We start from the raw sequence: 17,410 nt of genomic DNA, 5'->3' as shown, positions 1-17,410 counted from the left end.
CCAGTGGTTGAGTTCGGGTGAAGCGGTTTGAATCGCGTTGAGTCGCATTGAGTCGCATTGAGTCGCGTGATTGCGATCGATGACGGCCAGTGTACGAAGCCTGCGCGGCGCTGCAAAGGCGCTACGGCTGAATTGATTGTTTTCGATGGTGAACAATCACCCGTGGAAACCCTGAAAGATGCCGATCCAGGGTGCTATCATCGGCGCCATCGTGGACGCCCGGAAACCCTTATGGATACGCAGAAAGCCGAATCGCTCTGGACCCATCTGCACTGGCTCAATGTGCTGGCGAATCTGGGCAGCTATACGGCGGCGGCCACGCGGCTGGGCGTGAGCAAGGCGGCCATGAGCCAGCGCATTGCGGAGCTTGAGCGCGTGGCGGGCGTGGCGCTGGTGCAGCGCACCACGCGCAGCGTGCGCTTTACCGAAGCCGGGCAGCGGCTCGTGGAGGAAACGCGCGGGGAATTCGAGCGCATCGCCGCGAGTTTCGCCGGCGTGCGCGAAATGGCCGATGTCGCGCGCGGCACGGTGCGCGTGACGGCGCCGGTCGCTTTTGCGCGCCAGCAATTGGTGCCGCATCTCGCGCAGTTTGCGCGCGCGCATCCCGAAGTGCGTGTGCAACTGGAAATGTCCGACCGCCTCACGTCGATTGCGAGCGAAGGCTTCGATCTGGCGATCCGGCACAGCGCGCAGGTGCCGGAAACCCACGTGGCGTGGAAGCTCTGCGATACACGCTCGGTGATCGTCGCCACGCGCACGTATCTGAAGCAGCGCGGCACGCCGCAAACGCCCGCCGATCTCGCGCAGCACGATTGCCTGTTCTATCCACGTGCGATGGGTTCTGGCGCGTGGTCGTTCGAGAAAGCCGGCCGCCGTGCCGAGAACCCGCGCGTGAATGTCACGGTGAACGGGCCGTTTTCGGCCAATAACAGCGAAGCGCTGCGCGACGCCGCGCTCGAACATCTGGGCATCGCCTTGCTGCCGGACTTCAGCGCGCAGGCCGCCTTGCAGGCCGGCAAACTGGTCGTGCTGCTGCCCAACTGGCGGCCGGTGGGCGCGTTCGCTTCGCAGTTGCATGTCGTGCGCCCGTATGGGGCGCACGTGCCGCGCGCGGTGTCGAGCTTCGCGGAATTTCTGCGTCAGAGCTTCAAGGCAGGCTTTCCGCTGGAGTGAGTCGCTCGCCCGACCACGAAATGCATCACGTCGGTGCGGCCTTCGTCGAAGGCCGCTTCGCAATACGCAAAGTAAAGCCGCCAGATGCGGATGAACGCTTCATCGAAACCTTGCTCGCGAACTTTATCGAGCTGCGCTTCGAAGGCCGCGCGCCACAGGCGCAAGGTGTGCGCGTAATCGCGGCCAAATGCAAAAGTTGCGCGCGCATCGAGTCCCGCGCGTTGCGCCGCCGCCGCGAACTGGCCGGGACTCGGCAACATGCCGCCAGGAAAGATCGTTTCGCGGATAAAGTCGCTCGACGCGCGATACTGCTCGAACTGCCCGTCGCCGATGGTGATCGACTGGATCAGCGCGTGTGCGCCGGGCTTGAGACAGCGCGCGAGCGTGGCGAAATAGGCCGGCCAGAAGGCTTCGCCAACGGCTTCGAACATTTCGATCGAGACGATCGCGTCGTATTGGCCTTGCGCGTCGCGGTAATCGCAAAGCTCGACGCGCGCACGCTCGCCTTGCGCCGAGGCCATCACCCGTTCGACCGCGATGGCGTACTGCGCCTGCGAAATGGTGAGCGCACGCACGCGGATGCCCTGGCGCGCCGCGTGAATCGCGAAACCGCCCCAGCCGCAGCCGATTTCCAGCACCTCCATGCCAGGCCGCAGCCCGAGCGTGTCGATCACGCGCTGATACTTCGCGGCCTGGGCATCGGCGAGCGGGCGTTGCAGATCGCCGTCGAAACAGGCGCTCGAATACGTCCACGTGCGGTCGAGCCAGAGCGCGTAGAAAGGGTTGCCCAGATCGTAATGCGCGTGGATGTTCTGGCGGCTGCCTTCGCGCGTGTTGGCGCGCAGCCGGTGCCGCAAGGCAAACCACAGGCGCGCGAGCGTGCCGCCATGCACGGTCGCGGCCACGGCGGCTTCGTTGCGGATCGCGAGACGCAGCAGCGCGACCAGATCGGGCGAATCGACCCATTGTTCCCGCAGCGCCTGCGCAAAGCCGATATCGCCTGCCCGCAAAATCACGGCACAGGCGCGCCAGTCGTGCAGATGCAGCGTCGCGCCCGGCTCGTCGTGCAGATCGCCGAACACGTGGCGGTTGCCGTCGGGCGTCGTCAGCGTGAGGTGGCCGTGGCGGATGCGGCGCAGCAGCGCCATAAAGAGGCGCGACGACACCGGCGCGGCAAGCCGCGAAGCAAGCGGAACCGGTTTATCGGCAAAGCCGGGCAGGCGCAGCAGATGCAGCAAGGTCATGGGCGGGCCTCGTGGTGGGGAAGCGGCGCGCGTGCGCCGGGTGCCTTACCGTGGAAGGGCACGCGCTTGAGCCAGAGGCGCAGCGCTTGCCAGTGAATGCGCAGCAGGACGTTCGCCGCATTGGCGGGCGCGCGCAGTAGCGCGGCCCACGCGCGCGGCGCGGTGAGCGGCGCGGCGTGCATGGCCAGCGCGGTGCGTAGTAAAAGGCCATCGGCATCGTGATAGTCGATGCGAACCGCCAGCGTGCGATCGCGCTGGATCACGCGAAACGCGTACTCGCCTTCGACGCGGCAAAACGGCGAAACGTGAAAGACCTTGCGGCAGACCAGCGCCGTTTTCGCGTCGATGGCGGCGTGTTCCGGCGCGCTCAGCAGATAGCCGTGATGCGCGCCGAAGGTGTTGCGCACATCGGCGTAAAGCGCGCGCAGACTGCCCGTACGGTCGTAGCAATACCAGAAGCTCACCGGATTGAACGCATGCCCGAACAGGCGCGGAATGGTCTGCAGCCAGATCGGGCCATCGGCGGCAATGCCGGCTGCCGAAAGTTGCGCGCGCATCCATGGCGCGAGCGCGCTGCCGTCGCGCGGACCGTAATCGCGCGTGGCGAGCGCGAACACGCGCCATCGATCGACGCCGAACCACCACGACGCGAGCGTATCGAGCCGGTCGAGATCGCAGCAGATCTGAAACAGCGGATACGCGAACGCATGGCGCACGGGCCGCAGTCGTTCATGGACCACGCGGCCGGTGAGCAGCAGCGCGGCGTGGCCGGTGCGCAGCGCGTTCATAGCTTCGCCCACGCCGGCGTGACGCCGAAGTCGCGCGCAACCCGCAGCGCGGATTTCAGGCCATCTTCGTGAAAGCCATAACCCGTCCACGCGCCCGCGAACCACGTGCGGCGGCGGCCCTGCAAGGCGGGCAGACGTTGCTGCGCGTCGATGGCGGCGAGATCCAGCAACGGATGCTCGTACTCATAGCGGCCGAGCAGCGTGTGCGGCGCGGGCGCGTCCACCGCGTTGAGCGTGACGATCACCGGCGTGCGAAACGGCAGCGGCTGCAACTGGTTGATCAGGTAGCTTACGCACACGGGCTGATCGCCGGCGCGCGCCAGCGCACTGCGGCTCAGATAGTTCCACGCCGACCACACGCGGCGACGGCGCGGCAGCAGAGCCGTATCGGTATGCAGCAGCGCGATGTTGCGCTGATAGCGCACGGCGCCCAGCGTGGCGCGTTCCTGCGCATCGGCATCGGCCAGCAAGGCGAGGTTGGTGGGCGCGTGGCTGGCGAGCACCACGGCGTCGAAGCGTTCGTGGCCCGCATCGTCCGTCACGACGGTCACGCCTTCGGCGGCGTTGGCGTGGCGCTGGATCGCGCGCACCGGCGTGGAAAGCCGCACATCGTCGAGCGCGCCGGCCATCCGCGCCACATACTCGCGCGAGCCGCCCGCGACCGTCTTCCACTGCGGACGCTGGTTCACCTGCAGCAACGCATGGTTGATGCAAAAGCGCAGGAAAGTGGCGGCGGGAAAACGCAGGACGTCGGCGGCGGCGCTGGACCAGATGGCGGCGGCCATCGGCAATAGATAGTGACGCTGGAACGGCGCGCCGTAGCCGCCTGCCAGCAGCAGTTCGCCCACGGAAAGACGCTCGCGGCGCGCGGCTTCGTAGTTGCTTTCGGCGGCGGCGTTAAAGCGCAGGATGTCGCGCAGCATGCCGATAAAGCTCGGCGAAAACAGGTTGCGGCGCTGCGCGAAGACCGTGTTCAGGCTCGTGCCGGCCCATTCGAGCGCGCCTTCGTCCACCGATACCGAAAATGACATCTCGCTGTCATGCGTGGCCACGCCGAGTTCCTCGAACAGCGCGACGAGGTTCGGATAGGTGCGGTCGTTGAAAACAAGGAAGCCGGTATCGACGGGATGCTGCACGCCATCGAGTTCGACATCCACGGTATGCGCGTGGCCGCCGGGATAACCGGCGGCTTCGAACAGCGTCACGCGATGACGCCGCGCCAGCAGCCACGCGCTCGCCAGCCCGGCCACCCCCGCGCCGACCACGGCCACACGCTGGCCGGGCGGCAAGGCGGCGGGTTCATCGAACATCGTTTGCGTGGCGTGCATGGTTGCGGCCTCCCTGATTGTGCTTTGTCGTTTTTTCTTGTCGATGTGCGGACCGGCGTTGTTGGCTTTCCCTTTCACTGCCTGGTTTGGTCCTTGTTGAACCGATATACGCAGCGCGCGCCGTATCGGATGCAAGCTAGCCGCGTTTGCGCATCAGCACGTGCGCGACGCCCCATTCCTGGCCGCGCGCATAGCCGAACAGTTCGGCCACCGCCATGTAGAACATGCGCCAGCGTTGCAGCGCGACGCGTGCATCGCCGCTTGCTGCGAGCATCGGCAGCGCCTGTTCGCGAGCCGCATCGAGCGACGCGAGCCAGTGGTTCGCGGTGCGCTCGTAATGCCGGCCGTCGATCCACCATTGGCGCGTGACGCTGAGATCGTCCTGAAAACGCAGCAGCAAATCCGCCGAAGGCATCGTGCCGCCGGTGAAGAAGTGGCGCGTCATCCAGTCGCTGCCGTCGCGCGAAACGAAGTGGTACGCCAGCAGCCGATGCGCGAAGTGATGCACGAACAGTTGCCCATCGTCGGCGAGCCAGCGGGCGATCTTCGCGAGCAGCAGACCGTAGTGCTTCATGTGCTCGAACATTTCGACCGAGACGATGAGGTCGAACGTTTCGCCGGGCGCGAATTCGAAACTCGCCACATCGCCGGTGACGATGCGCAGGTTGCTCAGACCGCGTTCGGCCGCACGCTGTTCGATGAAGGCGCGCTGGCCCTGCGAATTCGACAACCCGACGATCTGCGCACGCGGAAAGCGCTGCGCCAGCCACAGCGAGAGCGCGCCCCAGCCGCAACCGAGGTCGAGAATGCGCTGGCCGTCCGCGATGCCGGCGCGCTGCGCGTAGAGCGCGAGCATGCCGTCCTGGGCTTGGGCGAGCGTTTCGTCGCCGCGCGGATAGTAGCCGCACGAGTACTTGAGCCGCGCGCCCAGATGCGCCTCGAAGAAGCTTGCGGGCACTTCGTAGTGCTGGGCGTTGGCGGCGTGCGTTTCCACGGCGATCGGGCTGGCGCGCAGCGAGGCGACCAGCGTTTCGAAGGCTTCGGCGCGGCGTTCGCCGTCGTTGGCGTGTTCGTCGGCGAGGCGCTGGCGGATCAGCGTGCGCATGCCCGCGCGGATCAGCCAGTCGGGCAGCCAGCCGCGCTCGCAGCAGCGGATCGGCCAGCTTTCCTGCCCGGACGCGGTGGGTGGCGGCGCAGTGGCGCGGCCTTGCGGGCTCGTGGTGGCGGTCATGGGTGAGGTCTCCTCTCGCTGTGATCGCGATGATGGTGGGTGTGGTCCGCATGATCGGCATGGTTGCCGCGCGGCGGCCATGGAATGAACGCGCTGGTCGTGCGCATGTACTCGCCGTAGCCCGCGCGGCTTTGCATCAGCCGCGCTTCGAGGATCGGCACGCCTGATACCTTGAGCAGCAGCCAGGCCATCGCGCAGGGCGGCAGCAGCGTGGCCCAGCCCCACGGCAGGCCGATCGACCAGAGCGTGTACGCGCACCAGTGCAGCGATTCGAAGAAGTAGTTCGGATGCCGCGAATAGCGCCACCAGCCGCTGGTGCAGACGCGGCCGCGATTGGCGGGATCGGCGATATGACGGCGTAACTGGCGGTCGGCGGCGGACTCGCCCATCACGGCCGCGAGGCCCAGCGCCAGGGCGGCGACCACGAGCGGAATCGCGGGCGTGGCGGCGCTCCATGCGGGCACAAAGAAGGCGATCGACAGGAACATCGAGGCGACCGCCTGCAGCAGGTAGAAGCCCAGCATGCGCGGCGCGGCGGCCGCGCCCCACGACGCGCGCAGTGCGGCGTAGCGCGCGTCTTCGGGCTGACCGTGATTGCGCCGCCAGAGGTGGAGCGCGAGGCGCGCGCCCCACGCGCCGCCGCCCAGCGCAACAGCAACGCGATTCAGCCCAGCGCCGGGGCCGACGGCCGCCGCGAACAGGGCGACGAGGCCGAGCGTCGCCGCCCAGAGCGGATCGATCATGCCCGCGTTGCGCGTGCGCAGTTGCACGAGCCACGCAACGCCAAAGGCGATCACGAGCGCGGCAAAGGCGAGGGCGAACGCGGTGGCGAAGGGCATGCGGACTCCGTTAGCAGGTCGATAACGGAGATACGGGCGAAGCGCGCGAACGGATGCAGACGAATCGGAAAATCGCGTCAAACCACGCGACTTTCGTCAGAGATGAGTGAGTGAGCGCTAACTTGTGAGGTCGATCAAGCCGCGCTCTTCATCGGGCCAGTTGCCACCACCGGGCCGGTCGGCTGGCCGGTGGGCGATCCGCCCGGCGGCTCGATCGACACGGCCAGCACCGCGCCCGCGCTGACGTGAGCGACCACTTCGGCGGGCATCGGCATGCTGGCGGGCGTATCGGCGGGGAAGACGCCCAGCGGCATCGGCTTTTCGCCTGGCGCGATCAGCCAGAGTTCGGTGGCGCGTCCGGCGGCGATGGTCGGCTTCGCCGCTGGCACGACGACGATGTCGCGGCGGCGCAGATCGACGGTCACGGTCCAGTGGGCGACGCCGTCCGGGCGGGCGATCGTCGCGACCATGTAGGGCGTCGCGCTCGCCACCGTGGTGGTGCCGGGCGTACCGGCCGGCGCGCGCAGCCAGACCAGATTGACGGCGGCCAGCGCCAGCGCGGCCATGCTCGCGCCGATCCCCACGAAACGCCACAGCCGCAGGTCGTTCCACCAGCCGGATGCCGTGCCGCCCGCGCGAGTGGGCAAAAAGCCCAGATCGCGCTCGATGCGCGTCCAGACGCGCGCGGGTGCGGCGATGGGCGCGAGATCCTCGGCCAGCGGCGCGAAACGCTGTTCCCAGCGGGCGAGCGTGGCGGCGAGAACGGCGTCGGTGCGGGCGGCCTGTTCCAGCGCCTGGCGCCCGGCGGCGTCAAGCACGCCCAGCGCGTATTCGGCGCAGAGCAGTTCGGGATCGTGGTCGGCGGGCGTGCTCATCGCTCGAGGCAGGTCTTGAGTTGCATCAGGCTGCGCCGTATCCAGCTTTTCAGCGTGCCCAGCGGCACGCTCAACTGGGCGGCCAGCTCGCTATAGGTCGCGCCGCTGAAGAAGGCCTCGCGCACCGCGCGATGCTGCTGCGGAGCGAGTTGTTCGAGGCAGTGTTCGAGGCGGCGCCGTTCTTCGCTGGCTTCGGCGAGCGCGGCGGGCGTGGGGTGATCGTCGGCGAGATCGAGTTCGCTGTCTTCGGCGATCGGCGTTTCGCGATGCTGGCGCAAGCGGTCGATCGTGCGGTTGCGCGCCAGCGTGACCAGCCAGGTCATCGCGCCGCCGCGCGCGGGGTCGAACAGGTCGGCGCGCCGCCAGGCGGTGGTGAAGACGTCCTGGAGCAGGTCTTCGGCTTCGGCGCGGTCGTGGACCATACGCACGATGGCCGCGAAGACGCGCGCGGACGCGAGCCGGTAAAGCTCCGCGAACGCCGCCTGATCGCCCTGGCCTACGCAAGCGAGCAACTGGTTCAGGTGCGCGCGGCGCGCGGCTTCGTCGGTGTTCTCTGCCTTGCCAGACGTATCGGTCATGCGCATGTGGGGGCGTCCAGCGCCCGCGCTGAAGGTACTGAAAGGACGGAAGGGTCTGACGGAATATAGCATCGCCAGCGCCAGGCGAGGCAGCAAGGGGTGCAGCGGCAGCGGGCTGGGAGTCATGGCGGGCGAAGTGGCGCGGACGGTGGACTTGAGCGATATACGGGCGCAAAGCGCTGCCGGACGCATCCGCGAGCCGGTAAATCGACGAGTTTTGTACCGCAATGTATCTGCGCTGCGGTTGGAAAAACTCGCTTGCAATAAGCGGGGGGTGCGGAAACAACCCAGATACGTGCGAGGCGCCAAATACGTCCAACGCAAGGTTGCAGCGAAACAGAAACCGCGCAGCCGGGCGTCAGGAAGTGCAAGTGAAGCGCAGAACCTTTAACGAAGCCCCTCATTGTCATCGACTGGAGAAAATCATGAACCTCGTTCGTTCCCTCGTTGCCGCCGCCGTCGTCGTTGCCGCTGCCGTGCCCGCCGTTTCGTTCGCGCAGGATCACACGATCACCCGCGCCGAAGTGCGCGCCGAACTCGTCCAGCTTCAGCAGGCAGGCTATCAGCCTGCCAGCGACAACAACCAGTACCCCGCGAACCTGCAAGCCGCGCTTTCGCGCATCGCCGCGAACCAGCAAGGCGCGAACGCCGCTTACGGCGGCAGCGCGAACGGCAGTTCGGAATCGGCAGCGCCGCTTGCACGCGTCTCGCACGTCGGCCACCAAGCCGCCGATCCGCAGGACGTGCCCGGCCTCGAACCGATCTACGCCCACTCATAATGCAGCGCACCTGCCGTCGCGAGGCGCTGGATTGAACCCCGCCTCGCGACACCTCGAACAACAACAACTTTTTTTCTGCCAGGAGTGATTCGATGACCCGCTTTCTTCGCCGGACCCTTGCGAGCGCGCTGATGCTCGGTTCCCTGTTCGCCTTGCCCGCTGCCTATGCGACGCAGCATGCCGCCCAAAGCGCGTCGTCCGCCGGGTTGCAGGGCAAGAACGTCGTGCTGGTGCACGGTGCTTTCGCCGACGGTTCGAGCTGGGACAAGGTGATCGCGCTGCTGCAGGCGCGTGGCCTGCATGTGGTGGCGGTGCAGAATCCGCTCGATTCGCTCGCGGGCGACGTGGCCGCGACGAAGCGCGTGATCGATGCGCAGCAAGGCCCCGTGGTGCTGGTGGGCCATTCGTGGGCTGGCGTGGTCGTAAGCGAAGCGGGCAACGACGACAAGGTCAAGGCGCTGGTCTACGTGGCCGCCTTCGCGCCGGATAACGGTCAATCGATCAGCGATATCACGAAGGGACTGCCGCCGCCCGTCTGGGCCGATCAGTTGAAAAAGGATTCGGCCGGTTATTTGACGCTCTCGACCCAGGGTGTGATCGACGATTTCGCGCAGGATCTGCCGCTCGCGCAGCGCAAGCTGATTGCCGCGACGCAGGCGCCGTGGTTCGCGGGTTGTATCGACGAAAAGGTGACGCAGGCCGCGTGGCACGACAAGCCGTCGCTCTTCGTGATTCCGCAGCAGGACCGCATGATCGATCCGCAGCTTCAGGCGCGGATGGCCGCGCATATCGGCGCACAGGTGACGAAGGTGAATGCGAGCCATGTGGCGCTGGTGAGCCAGCCGCAAGCCGTGGCCGATGCGATTATCGAGGCGGCGCGCAAGGCGCAATGACGACTCGCCGGGAGGTGTAGGCGAGCGGATACACCCGGTTGCAGAACTCACAATCCTGGGGTCAACAACGCGATAAGGCGCCGCGTTGAGCGGATAGACGGCATCGTGCCGTCACCGCAGACTTCAGGGAGAACCACCATGCGCCGCTTGCCCGTTTATTTCGCCGCTCTTGCCACGCTTACGCTCGCTTTTGCAGGCAATGCGTCGGCCGCTTCCTATTCGCATTGGGATGCCACGCATCCGCGTCGTGTGGAAGTGAATCATCGTCTCGCGCATCAGGACCGCCGTATCCACCAGGAAGTCCGCGAAGGCGAAATGTCCCACGCGCAAGCCGCGCGTCTGCATCGCGATGATCGCCAGATTCGCGGTGAAGAACGCATGATGGCCAGCCAGAACAACGGCCATATCACGCACGCCGAAGACCGCGCACTGAATCAGCAGGAGAATCACGTCAGCCGTCAGATCGGCCAGTGATCTTGTGATGCTGCATGAAAAAAAGCGGCTGGGTGGAGTGATCCGCCCAGCCGCTTTTCAACATTTAATATGACGCGTCGCGTGCCTTTGCGCAGCGATTGCCGTCACTCTTCGTCAGCCTGTTTCTCGATGGAGATGCCCAGTTCGCTCGCCATGCGTTCCACCAGCATCTGCAGGCGCGCGACTTCATCGGCGAGACGTTGCTGTTCGGCGCGCAGCGACTCGTAATCGGCATTCGAAATACCCGCAGCGCTCGATACGCCCGCGCCCGAGTCATCGCTTTCGTAGCTCGCCACGCTCACTTCGCCGCATAGCAGATGCATCCAGCGGTTCTCGCGCGCGCCCGGCGCACGCGGCAGCTTGATGACGAGCGGCGGCTCGCGCTCGGCCAGTTCGGCGAGAAACGCCTCGACCGAAGAGACATCGGCGAAACCATGCAACCGCGCAGAATTCAGGCGCAATTCGGCAGCGGTCTGCGCGCCGCGCAACAGCAGCACGGTCAGCAAGGCCACGGCTTGCGTGGGAATACCCAGCACGCGATTGAGGTTATGTTCGAAACGCGGCACGCGGCTGCTGCTGCCTTCGAAGACGAGGCTCAGATGTTTCAGATCTTCGATGGCGCTCAGCACTTCGGCCTCGCTGACATTCATGACAGGCGCGCGTGCCGTCTTCTGGTTGCAGCCCGACGTGAGCGAATTGAGCGACAGCGGGTACGTATCCGGTACGGTGTGCTGCTTCTCGATCAGCACGCCGACGATGCGCGCCTCCAGCGGGGTGAGCGCACGCAGCGCGCGGGGCGAGGAGGCTTCGGCAGGGGTGTTCATAAGCGCTCAGGCGGAGTTTTCACGGGTTTCGATCATACCCGCTCATCGCGCCGTTGCGCAGGGCCGACGCCTTGATTGCCAGCGGCCGCCGATATTAGTGGTTTTTACCCAATAAGTAATAAAGCCAATTGCATACCGGTTTTAAGCAGCCGAAATTTGCGATTTTGACGATATAAAACCTTCTGCATAGAGATTAACGCTTATTGCACTGCACAATATCACCGCCTACACTGCACGAGTCGCCTGGAGTTTCGAACGCGCTTCGAAACATTTTTCGAAAAGGAGGGCGTGTCGTGAGCGCATCCCAATCGCCAATATTGCATTCGGCCCTAAAGTTGCACGTCTTCGAACAGGAAGGCGGCTGGCACTGGGGTATTACCATTCCGCGCGCCGTCGGTGGCGGCTTCAAGGTCATCGCCTATAGCGAAACCACGTTTTCGGGCGAGACCGAAGCCCGCCGGGACGGCGGTCGCGCGCTAGACAATATGCCGGGCGCGGCCGAGGCTTCGTTCGCCTGCTGACATCGTTCAGAGGCCGCGCGGCGCTCTGCGCGCGCGGCCTTCGTCTTATCGGTGCTTCATCGCCGCTTCATTCGACTTTTTCCTTCACTTCCAGCCCCCAGAAACGCGCTTCACCCGCGCTCGCATCGCTGGCATAGAACTTGTCTTGCCATGACGCATTCGGGCGCAGGCCGGTCCATTCGTGCGGCGACGTCAGATGGGACGGACCGCCGATGGTCGCGTCGCTGGCCTTCGCGTTCTTGCGCTTCGCAGGCGGCGCCATGTTGTGACGCCACCAGAAGTGATCGAACACGGCGATTGCATTGACCGCGTAGGCAATCGCCAGATCGCGATCGTTTTCGATGATGATGAGATTGTCGTCGTTGACGGTGGCGGCTTTCACGCCCGCGTTGTGCGAGCCGGTCATGACCACCGGATGATCGCCGAGCGGATCGATCACGATGATCTTGCTATGCACGACCACGATGCCCACACGCCCGAGATAATCGAGGATCGGCGCGCCTTTCTGGTGTTGCGTGGCGGGCAGGACGATATCGTAATTCGAGGGCACGGCTTCGGTGCCGTGCAGAAAACCCACGGCCGTCGTGTCGCCCGCATGCGCGTGAATCGTGGGATCGGTATTGACCACGCCGCGAATATAGAGCCCGGCATCGGCTTCGGCCTGCTCGCGAATGTCCTGCAGCAGACTGCCTTGCCAGCCCGGATCGAGCATTAGCGTGAGAATGCCGGATTTCGCGTTCTGGATCAGCGAACGCGCGTAAGCGAGATCCGGTGAATTCGCGCCGATCGACTTCGGCAGATGCGGGCTGAAAAATACCGATGTCGTCTGCTTGCCGTGTTTGAACGTGTTGACCTGCGTATCGGAGGCGGGCGGCGGCGTGCGGAAATCGGCTTCGCGCAGACGTTGCCATTCGGCCAGATACGCCGCGGCGATTTTCGCGTCGTTCACCAGCAGGCCGTTATTCACCTGCGTATAAAGGCCGTGCGGCGTCCAGTTCGTGCTGCCGGTCCAGACCTTTTGCGCCTTGCCGTGCTGATCGGCTGCGCCGCCCGTGACGAACACGGCGAACTTGTTGTGCGCGTAGACACCCGACGGTTTGAGAATACGGCGCGACAGATCGACCTTGCCCGTTAGCGCGGCGGCGGCGCTGGCGTTTTCGTCGGTGCCTTTTTCGTGCGTGCTGTTGGCGAGCACGAGGTGGCAGCGCTGGCCGAGTCGCGCGAGACGCGCGATCAGATCGCTATCGGAAAGCTCGAACAGCACCAGATAGAGATGCATGTCCTCGGTCCGATGCGCTTCGTCGAGCAGCGCGTGCATCTGCTTGACGAGCTCGCCGCCCAGTTCGCTGCCGATGGTGGGCTTCGGTCTGGCGTGGGCGAGCGCGGGAATCGCCTCGGCGGGCAGCGGCAGTTGCAGCACGGTTTCCAGTGCCTGCGTGGCGATATCGGGATCGTTGTTCGCGCTGTTTTCGTCGTTTTCGTTGTTTTCGGTGTTGGTGTGCTTCGGTGCGAGCGCGGTGCGCAGCGCTGCGAATTGATCGGGATAGACCTCGGCGCATTTCGCAAACCAGCGCGCACCGACAATGCCGACGTTGAAAAACGGCTGATACGTTTTCGGTTGCGGTGTGGCCGGTTCGAACCACGGCGATTGAATATCGCTTTCGGTGGGCTTCGACGTTTTGCCCGTCATCGCCACCACGCTGTATTCGACCTTGCCGGTCGCGGGTACTTCGAAATCGGTCCACGTGAAGCGCTGATATGGCCAGAGCGTCGAGGGTTTCGCGTCGGCATTGGATTGCACGGCATGCTGAGTCGAAAATCCCACGTAGGCGTTCAGCGGCGTGGCGTTCTTGCCATCGACGCGGCGCAGGACGGCGTAGCCGAGACAATCGGCAATCGCGCTCTCGTGCCACCACGCGAGGAAAACACTGTCGGTGCCGCGATACGCCTGCAATTCGATGTCGCTCATGATGACGGGTTCCTGTGGAAAGGCATGGGACGAAGCAGCGAGACACATTCGATGCACGCCGCGCGCGCTGGCGGCGCGAAGGAATGAACGGGATCAAGCGAGACGGGCGGCCCGCAGGGAATCGATGCGGACGCCGGAGAAGTGCGTTGAATTCTAGGCGACGTTCAACGCTTCAATATGATCTTTCGGTGACACGTACGCGTGTGGCATGCGCTGGCGCAAGCAATGCAGTTATCGGATCGCGCGCGCAATCAGCATGCCGCCCGCAGCGATACTCGCGATGCCAGCCAGACGCACGAGCGGCTGGCGCGCCGATGCGATGCGCTCGATGGCAATCGCTGCGCTCACGATCAACGTTGCGTGGCGATCCATCACGCCGGCGGCGAGCAGTACCGCCATCCAGTTGCTGCAGCACAGCCCGCAGCGTATTGCGAGGCGCGTGCCTTCGCGCATCGCGTCGACTACGCTTGCTGGCGACGCATGATGGCAGGCGCGCAGCGAGCGGCAGCAGGCGAGGCGCCTGGTTTTCCAGGATGTGCATTGAAGTACGCCCGCGACCAATACCACGACGCCTGCCGCGAGCGGCGCTGCGCGGGCGAGTGCCGGCAGGTGCACAGCGAGCGAGGCCAATGCAGCGCCCAGCGGAAAAAGTACGCTGCCTGCGAGCAGCCACACCGAGAAGTAGCCGGCCGCGCCCGATATGATTAGCAATCCAGATTGAATGTCTGGCGATTCACGCACGCGCCAAAGCATCGGCGCGAGCGCGGGCAACATCATCGCAGGCATCATCGTGGCCCACATCGATATGAACGATGCGGCGGTTTGCAGCCACGTGCGTCCGCACAGCGGCAGCCACGCGGCGGACAGTGTCCAGCCGCCTGGCATGGGCGTGCCGTTCATCGCGGACATGGACGTGTAGCGCAGCGCCGTGGCCGCCGCGCTGGCCGCGAACAGCAGCACGACGACTGCGGCGAAAATCATCTGCGCTCTGGCGATGCGGACCATGATGAACCTCATTTCGGGCGATATTCGTCGTGACGCTTCCACCAGATGCCGGTTTCGTTGCGCCCGCGCGGCGCGCGATCGAGCCATTGATACATGCCCCAGATCGCGTCGAGCCCGCGTGCGTAGGTCGAATACGTGTGCCAGATAGCGCCGTCTTCGCGCACGAAGGCGCTCAGGCCTGGCCGGTCGCGTGCGTAGGTGGTGGCGTCGGTGCCGCAGCTGGCGGCGAATTCGGCGACGGGCGCGGGGGGCGGATCGGCGTCCATCGCGTGCTGGCCGCGCGCATAGTTGTATTCGACATCGCCTGTGCGCTGCTGCTCGGCGGTAAATGAAACGTTGAAATCGAAATTGAAGTCGTTGCCTTGCGACGAAGCCCACGGGAAATGCCAGCCCATGCGTTCGCGGTAAGCCAGCAGTTTGGCGAGCGGTGCGCGCGAAACCGCCATCAGCGTGACGTCGTGCTGGACCAGATGCGCGACATTGCCGTCGAAGCCATCGGCGAGTGCCGAGCAGGACGGGCAACCCGCCGCGTAATCCGGGCCGAACATGAAGTGATAGACGAGCAGTTGCGAGCGCCCGGCGAAAAGATCGGCGAGCGTGGCGCGGCCTTGCTCGGTATCGAAGGCGTAGTCTTTATCGACGCGCACCCAGGGCAGCGCCTGGCGCTGCTGGGCCAGCGCGTCGCTGCGGCGCGTGAGGTCTTTTTCGGCTTCGAGCAGATCAAGCCTGGCGGCGAGCCATTGCTCGCGGGTGCCGGTTGCGTGGAGGGTTGCGTTCCTGGTTACGTCCTTGGTTGCGTCCTTGGTCATGATGTGCTCCTTGAGATGGCGCCCGCGCCCGTTTGCAGGGACGTGCGGGCAAGTGGTCGAGGGCGGATTGCGGTTTTAGATTAGGCTTGGATCGTCGTGCACCGGGAGTGACAAATGTGTCGGGAATCGAGGCTGATAAGGGCCATGCATGGACTCGCTGATTACCGCTGCGGCGCGCGCACTCGCCGCCGGTGACGCGCTGGGCGCGCTGAACCGCGTGGCCTTGCGCGACGACGCGCCCGCGCTTGCGCTGCGCGGCATCGCCATGGCGCAATTGGGCGACCTGGAGCGCGCGAAAGCGCTTTTGCGCAGTGCCGCACGCGCATTTGGCGTGCGCGAAGCGGTGGCCCGCGCGCGCTGCATCGTCGCCGAAGCGGAGGTGGCGTTCGCATCGCGCGATCTGGGCTGGCCGGAAGCCACGCTCGATGCAGCGCGACAAACGCTCGAAGCGCACGGCGACGCACTCAACGCGGCGCATGCGCGCCATCTGGCGATTCGCCGTCTGCTGTTGATCGGCCGTCTGGACGAAGCAGAAACACAACTCGCCGACATGGACCCCGAACCGCTGCCGCCTGCGCTGCGTGCATCGCATGAATTGATCGCGGCGGGGATTGCGATGCGGCGCATCCGGGCGCAGGCGGCGCGCACCGCATTGGCACAGGCCGCGCGAGCCGTGCGCGTGGCGGGCATCGCGCCGCTGGCGGCCGAAGTTGCGCGGGCGGCGCAACTGCTCGAAGCGCCTGCCGCGCGGCTGATCGCGCGCGGCGAGGAGCGGCCGCTGCTGCTTGGCGAAGTCGAAACGCTGCTGGCCTCGAACGCGCTGGTGATCGACGCCTGCCGCTACGCCGTGCGCGAAGCCGCGAACGCGGTGCCGCTCGCGCGCCGGCCGGTTCTGTTCGTGCTGGTGCGCGCCCTCGCCGAAGCGTGGCCCGGCGACGTGTCGCGCGACGCGCTGATCGCGCGCGCCTTTCGCATGAAGCATGCGGATGAAACGCATCGGGCGCGCTTACGCGTGGAGATCGGGCGGCTGCGTGCGTTGCTCGACGGCATCGCCGGCATTCGTGCGACTGCGCGGGGATTCGCGCTCGATCCGCATGGCGCGACTGACGTGGCGGTGCTGGCGCGGCCGGTTGAAGAGCCGCACGCCGCCGTGCTGGCGCTGCTCGCCGATGGCGAAGCGTGGTCGAGTTCGGCGCTTGCGCTGGCGTTGGGGGCGAGCCAGCGCACGGTGCAGCGCGCGCTCGATGCGCTGGCGGCCGCGCGCAAGGTGCAGCCGGTGGGCGTGGGACGCGCGCGGCATTGGACCATGCCGCCGTTGCCGGGATTCGCGACGGCCTTGTTACTCCCCGCGCCGCTGCCAGGCGAGCAGGATGAGCGCATGAACCGACCCACAAGGAGCACACGATGAAGCATTCCACGGCAAAGATCGTCCGCGAATATGGACCTTTCGAGGGCGTCGAGCAGGTGGGCGGCGTCACCTGGGATGGGAGCCGCGTGTGGTTCGCGGCGGGCGACAGGCTGGCATCGCTCGATCCTGAGAGTGGTCAGACGCAGGGTTCCATCGATGTGCCTGCGCATGCGGGGACGGCGTTTGATGGGCAGCATCTGTTTCAGATCGCCGAGGCGCAGATTCATAAGATCGATCCGCAGACCGGGCGGGTGCTGGCGACGATTCCGGCGCCTGGCGGCGGGGGCGACTCCGGGCTTGCGTGGGCGGAGGGGACGTTATGGGTGGGGGAGTATCGGGCGCGCAAGATTCATCAGATTGATCCTGAGAGTGGGGTGGTGCTGCGGACGCTGGAGTCGAGCCGGTTTGTTACCGGGGTGACGTGGGTGGATGGGGAGTTGTGGCACGGCACTTGGGAGGGCGATGAGAGCGATCTTCGAAGGATCGATGCGCAGACTGGGAAGGTTCTGGAGCGGCTTGAGATGCCTGAGGGGACGGCGGTTTCCGGGCTGGAGTCGGATGGTGGGGAGCGGTTTTTTTGTGGTGGGGGTGGGAGTGCGAAGATACGGGTGGTTAGGAGGGGGTGAGGTTTGTGGTTTTGATTGGGTTTTTTGTTGGCATTTCCTTGTGGTC

Annotated in this window: 18 protein-coding genes; 7 read left to right on the top strand and 11 right to left on the bottom strand. The window is 65.6% G+C overall.

Going from position 1 to position 17,410, the window contains the following annotated elements; translation table 11 throughout:
• The first annotated feature begins 231 nt into the window (after positions 1–231).
• Entirely contained in the window at positions 232–1,173 is a 942-nt protein-coding gene (locus tag U5A67_RS24760) for a LysR family transcriptional regulator (protein ID WP_321816355.1), read from the top strand.
• On the opposite strand, the gene U5A67_RS24755 is transcribed toward U5A67_RS24760, so the two are convergent.
• The 7 genes from U5A67_RS24755 to U5A67_RS24725 all read right to left on the bottom strand — a co-directional run bounded on the left by U5A67_RS24755 (position 1,140) and on the right by U5A67_RS24725 (position 8,056).
• Positions 1,140–2,417: a cyclopropane-fatty-acyl-phospholipid synthase family protein gene (locus U5A67_RS24755; RefSeq protein WP_321816356.1), complete on the bottom strand. Its 1,278-nt coding sequence runs from the start codon at positions 2,415–2,417 to the stop codon at positions 1,140–1,142. The genes U5A67_RS24760 and U5A67_RS24755 overlap by 34 nt on opposite strands.
• Positions 2,414–3,205 carry a DUF1365 domain-containing protein gene (locus U5A67_RS24750; protein WP_321816357.1) on the bottom strand — a complete coding sequence of 264 codons (792 nt, stop codon included), beginning with the start codon at positions 3,203–3,205 and terminating at the stop codon, positions 2,414–2,416. The genes U5A67_RS24755 and U5A67_RS24750 overlap by 4 nt, the downstream gene beginning before the upstream one ends.
• On the bottom strand, positions 3,202–4,533 hold the full coding sequence (locus tag U5A67_RS24745; protein ID WP_415767926.1) for an NAD(P)/FAD-dependent oxidoreductase: 1,332 nt from the start codon (positions 4,531–4,533) through the stop codon (positions 3,202–3,204). Before U5A67_RS24745 ends, U5A67_RS24750 begins: the two co-directional genes overlap by 4 nt.
• A 136-nt stretch (positions 4,534–4,669) precedes the next feature.
• Positions 4,670–5,764 (bottom strand): cyclopropane-fatty-acyl-phospholipid synthase family protein, encoded by a 1,095-nt coding sequence (locus U5A67_RS24740; protein ID WP_321816358.1) that lies wholly within the window; start codon positions 5,762–5,764, stop codon positions 4,670–4,672.
• The gene (locus U5A67_RS24735) at positions 5,761–6,603 is read right to left on the bottom strand and encodes a DUF1295 domain-containing protein (RefSeq protein ID WP_321816359.1); all 843 of its coding nucleotides are present in this window, start codon (positions 6,601–6,603) and stop codon (positions 5,761–5,763) included. Before U5A67_RS24735 ends, U5A67_RS24740 begins: the two co-directional genes overlap by 4 nt.
• A 134-nt stretch (positions 6,604–6,737) precedes the next feature.
• Entirely contained in the window at positions 6,738–7,478 is a 741-nt protein-coding gene (locus U5A67_RS24730) for an anti-sigma factor domain-containing protein (RefSeq protein WP_321816360.1), read from the bottom strand.
• Positions 7,475–8,056, bottom strand: coding sequence for a sigma-70 family RNA polymerase sigma factor (locus U5A67_RS24725; protein ID WP_321816361.1), 582 nt, complete (start codon positions 8,054–8,056; stop codon positions 7,475–7,477). The genes U5A67_RS24730 and U5A67_RS24725 overlap by 4 nt, the downstream gene beginning before the upstream one ends.
• Positions 8,057–8,481: 425 nt before the next feature.
• Here U5A67_RS24725 and U5A67_RS24720 point away from each other — a divergent pair, with 425 nt between their 5' ends.
• From U5A67_RS24720 to U5A67_RS24710, 3 genes are all read left to right on the top strand, one after another.
• The gene (locus tag U5A67_RS24720) at positions 8,482–8,835 is read left to right on the top strand and encodes a DUF4148 domain-containing protein (RefSeq protein WP_321816362.1); all 354 of its coding nucleotides are present in this window, start codon (positions 8,482–8,484) and stop codon (positions 8,833–8,835) included.
• 92 nt (positions 8,836–8,927) lie between these two features.
• Positions 8,928–9,728, top strand: a complete 801-nt coding sequence (locus U5A67_RS24715; RefSeq protein ID WP_321816363.1) for an alpha/beta hydrolase — start codon at positions 8,928–8,930, stop codon at positions 9,726–9,728.
• A gap of 138 nt (positions 9,729–9,866) precedes the next feature.
• A complete protein-coding gene (locus U5A67_RS24710; protein WP_205985065.1) occupies positions 9,867–10,202 on the top strand; it encodes a hypothetical protein in 336 nt (111 codons plus the stop codon).
• Positions 10,203–10,306: 104 nt separating this feature from the next.
• On the opposite strand, the gene U5A67_RS24705 is transcribed toward U5A67_RS24710, so the two are convergent.
• Positions 10,307–11,026, bottom strand: a complete 720-nt coding sequence (locus tag U5A67_RS24705) for a YceH family protein (protein WP_321816364.1) — start codon at positions 11,024–11,026, stop codon at positions 10,307–10,309.
• Positions 11,027–11,319: 293 nt separating this feature from the next.
• Here U5A67_RS24705 and U5A67_RS24700 point away from each other — a divergent pair, with 293 nt between their 5' ends.
• Positions 11,320–11,547 (top strand): hypothetical protein, encoded by a 228-nt coding sequence (locus U5A67_RS24700; RefSeq protein WP_321816365.1) that lies wholly within the window; start codon positions 11,320–11,322, stop codon positions 11,545–11,547.
• 67 nt (positions 11,548–11,614) lie between these two features.
• Here U5A67_RS24700 and U5A67_RS24695 read toward each other — a convergent pair whose 3' ends face one another.
• From U5A67_RS24695 to U5A67_RS24685, 3 genes are all read right to left on the bottom strand, one after another.
• On the bottom strand, positions 11,615–13,516 hold the full coding sequence (locus U5A67_RS24695; protein ID WP_321816366.1) for a phospholipase D-like domain-containing protein: 1,902 nt from the start codon (positions 13,514–13,516) through the stop codon (positions 11,615–11,617).
• Between the two features lie 231 nt (positions 13,517–13,747).
• Positions 13,748–14,521: a DUF2182 domain-containing protein gene (locus U5A67_RS24690; RefSeq protein WP_321816367.1), complete on the bottom strand. Its 774-nt coding sequence runs from the start codon at positions 14,519–14,521 to the stop codon at positions 13,748–13,750.
• An 8-nt stretch (positions 14,522–14,529) separates the two neighbouring features.
• Positions 14,530–15,330, bottom strand: coding sequence for a DUF899 domain-containing protein (locus U5A67_RS24685; protein WP_321816368.1), 801 nt, complete (start codon positions 15,328–15,330; stop codon positions 14,530–14,532).
• A gap of 148 nt (positions 15,331–15,478) precedes the next feature.
• Here U5A67_RS24685 and U5A67_RS24680 point away from each other — a divergent pair, with 148 nt between their 5' ends.
• Positions 15,479–16,738, top strand: a complete 1,260-nt coding sequence (locus U5A67_RS24680) for a helix-turn-helix domain-containing protein (RefSeq protein ID WP_321816369.1) — start codon at positions 15,479–15,481, stop codon at positions 16,736–16,738.
• Positions 16,735–17,364: a glutamine cyclotransferase gene (locus U5A67_RS24675; RefSeq protein WP_321816370.1), complete on the top strand. Its 630-nt coding sequence runs from the start codon at positions 16,735–16,737 to the stop codon at positions 17,362–17,364. The genes U5A67_RS24680 and U5A67_RS24675 overlap by 4 nt, the downstream gene beginning before the upstream one ends.
• The last annotated feature ends 46 nt before the right edge of the window (positions 17,365–17,410 follow it).

The organism is Paraburkholderia sp. J69-1, assembly GCF_905220255.1.
Taxonomy (GTDB): Bacteria; Pseudomonadota; Gammaproteobacteria; order Burkholderiales; family Burkholderiaceae; genus Paraburkholderia.
The sequence above is the reverse complement of the archived record's forward strand: the minus strand, read 5'-3'. Positions and strand labels throughout refer to the sequence as shown.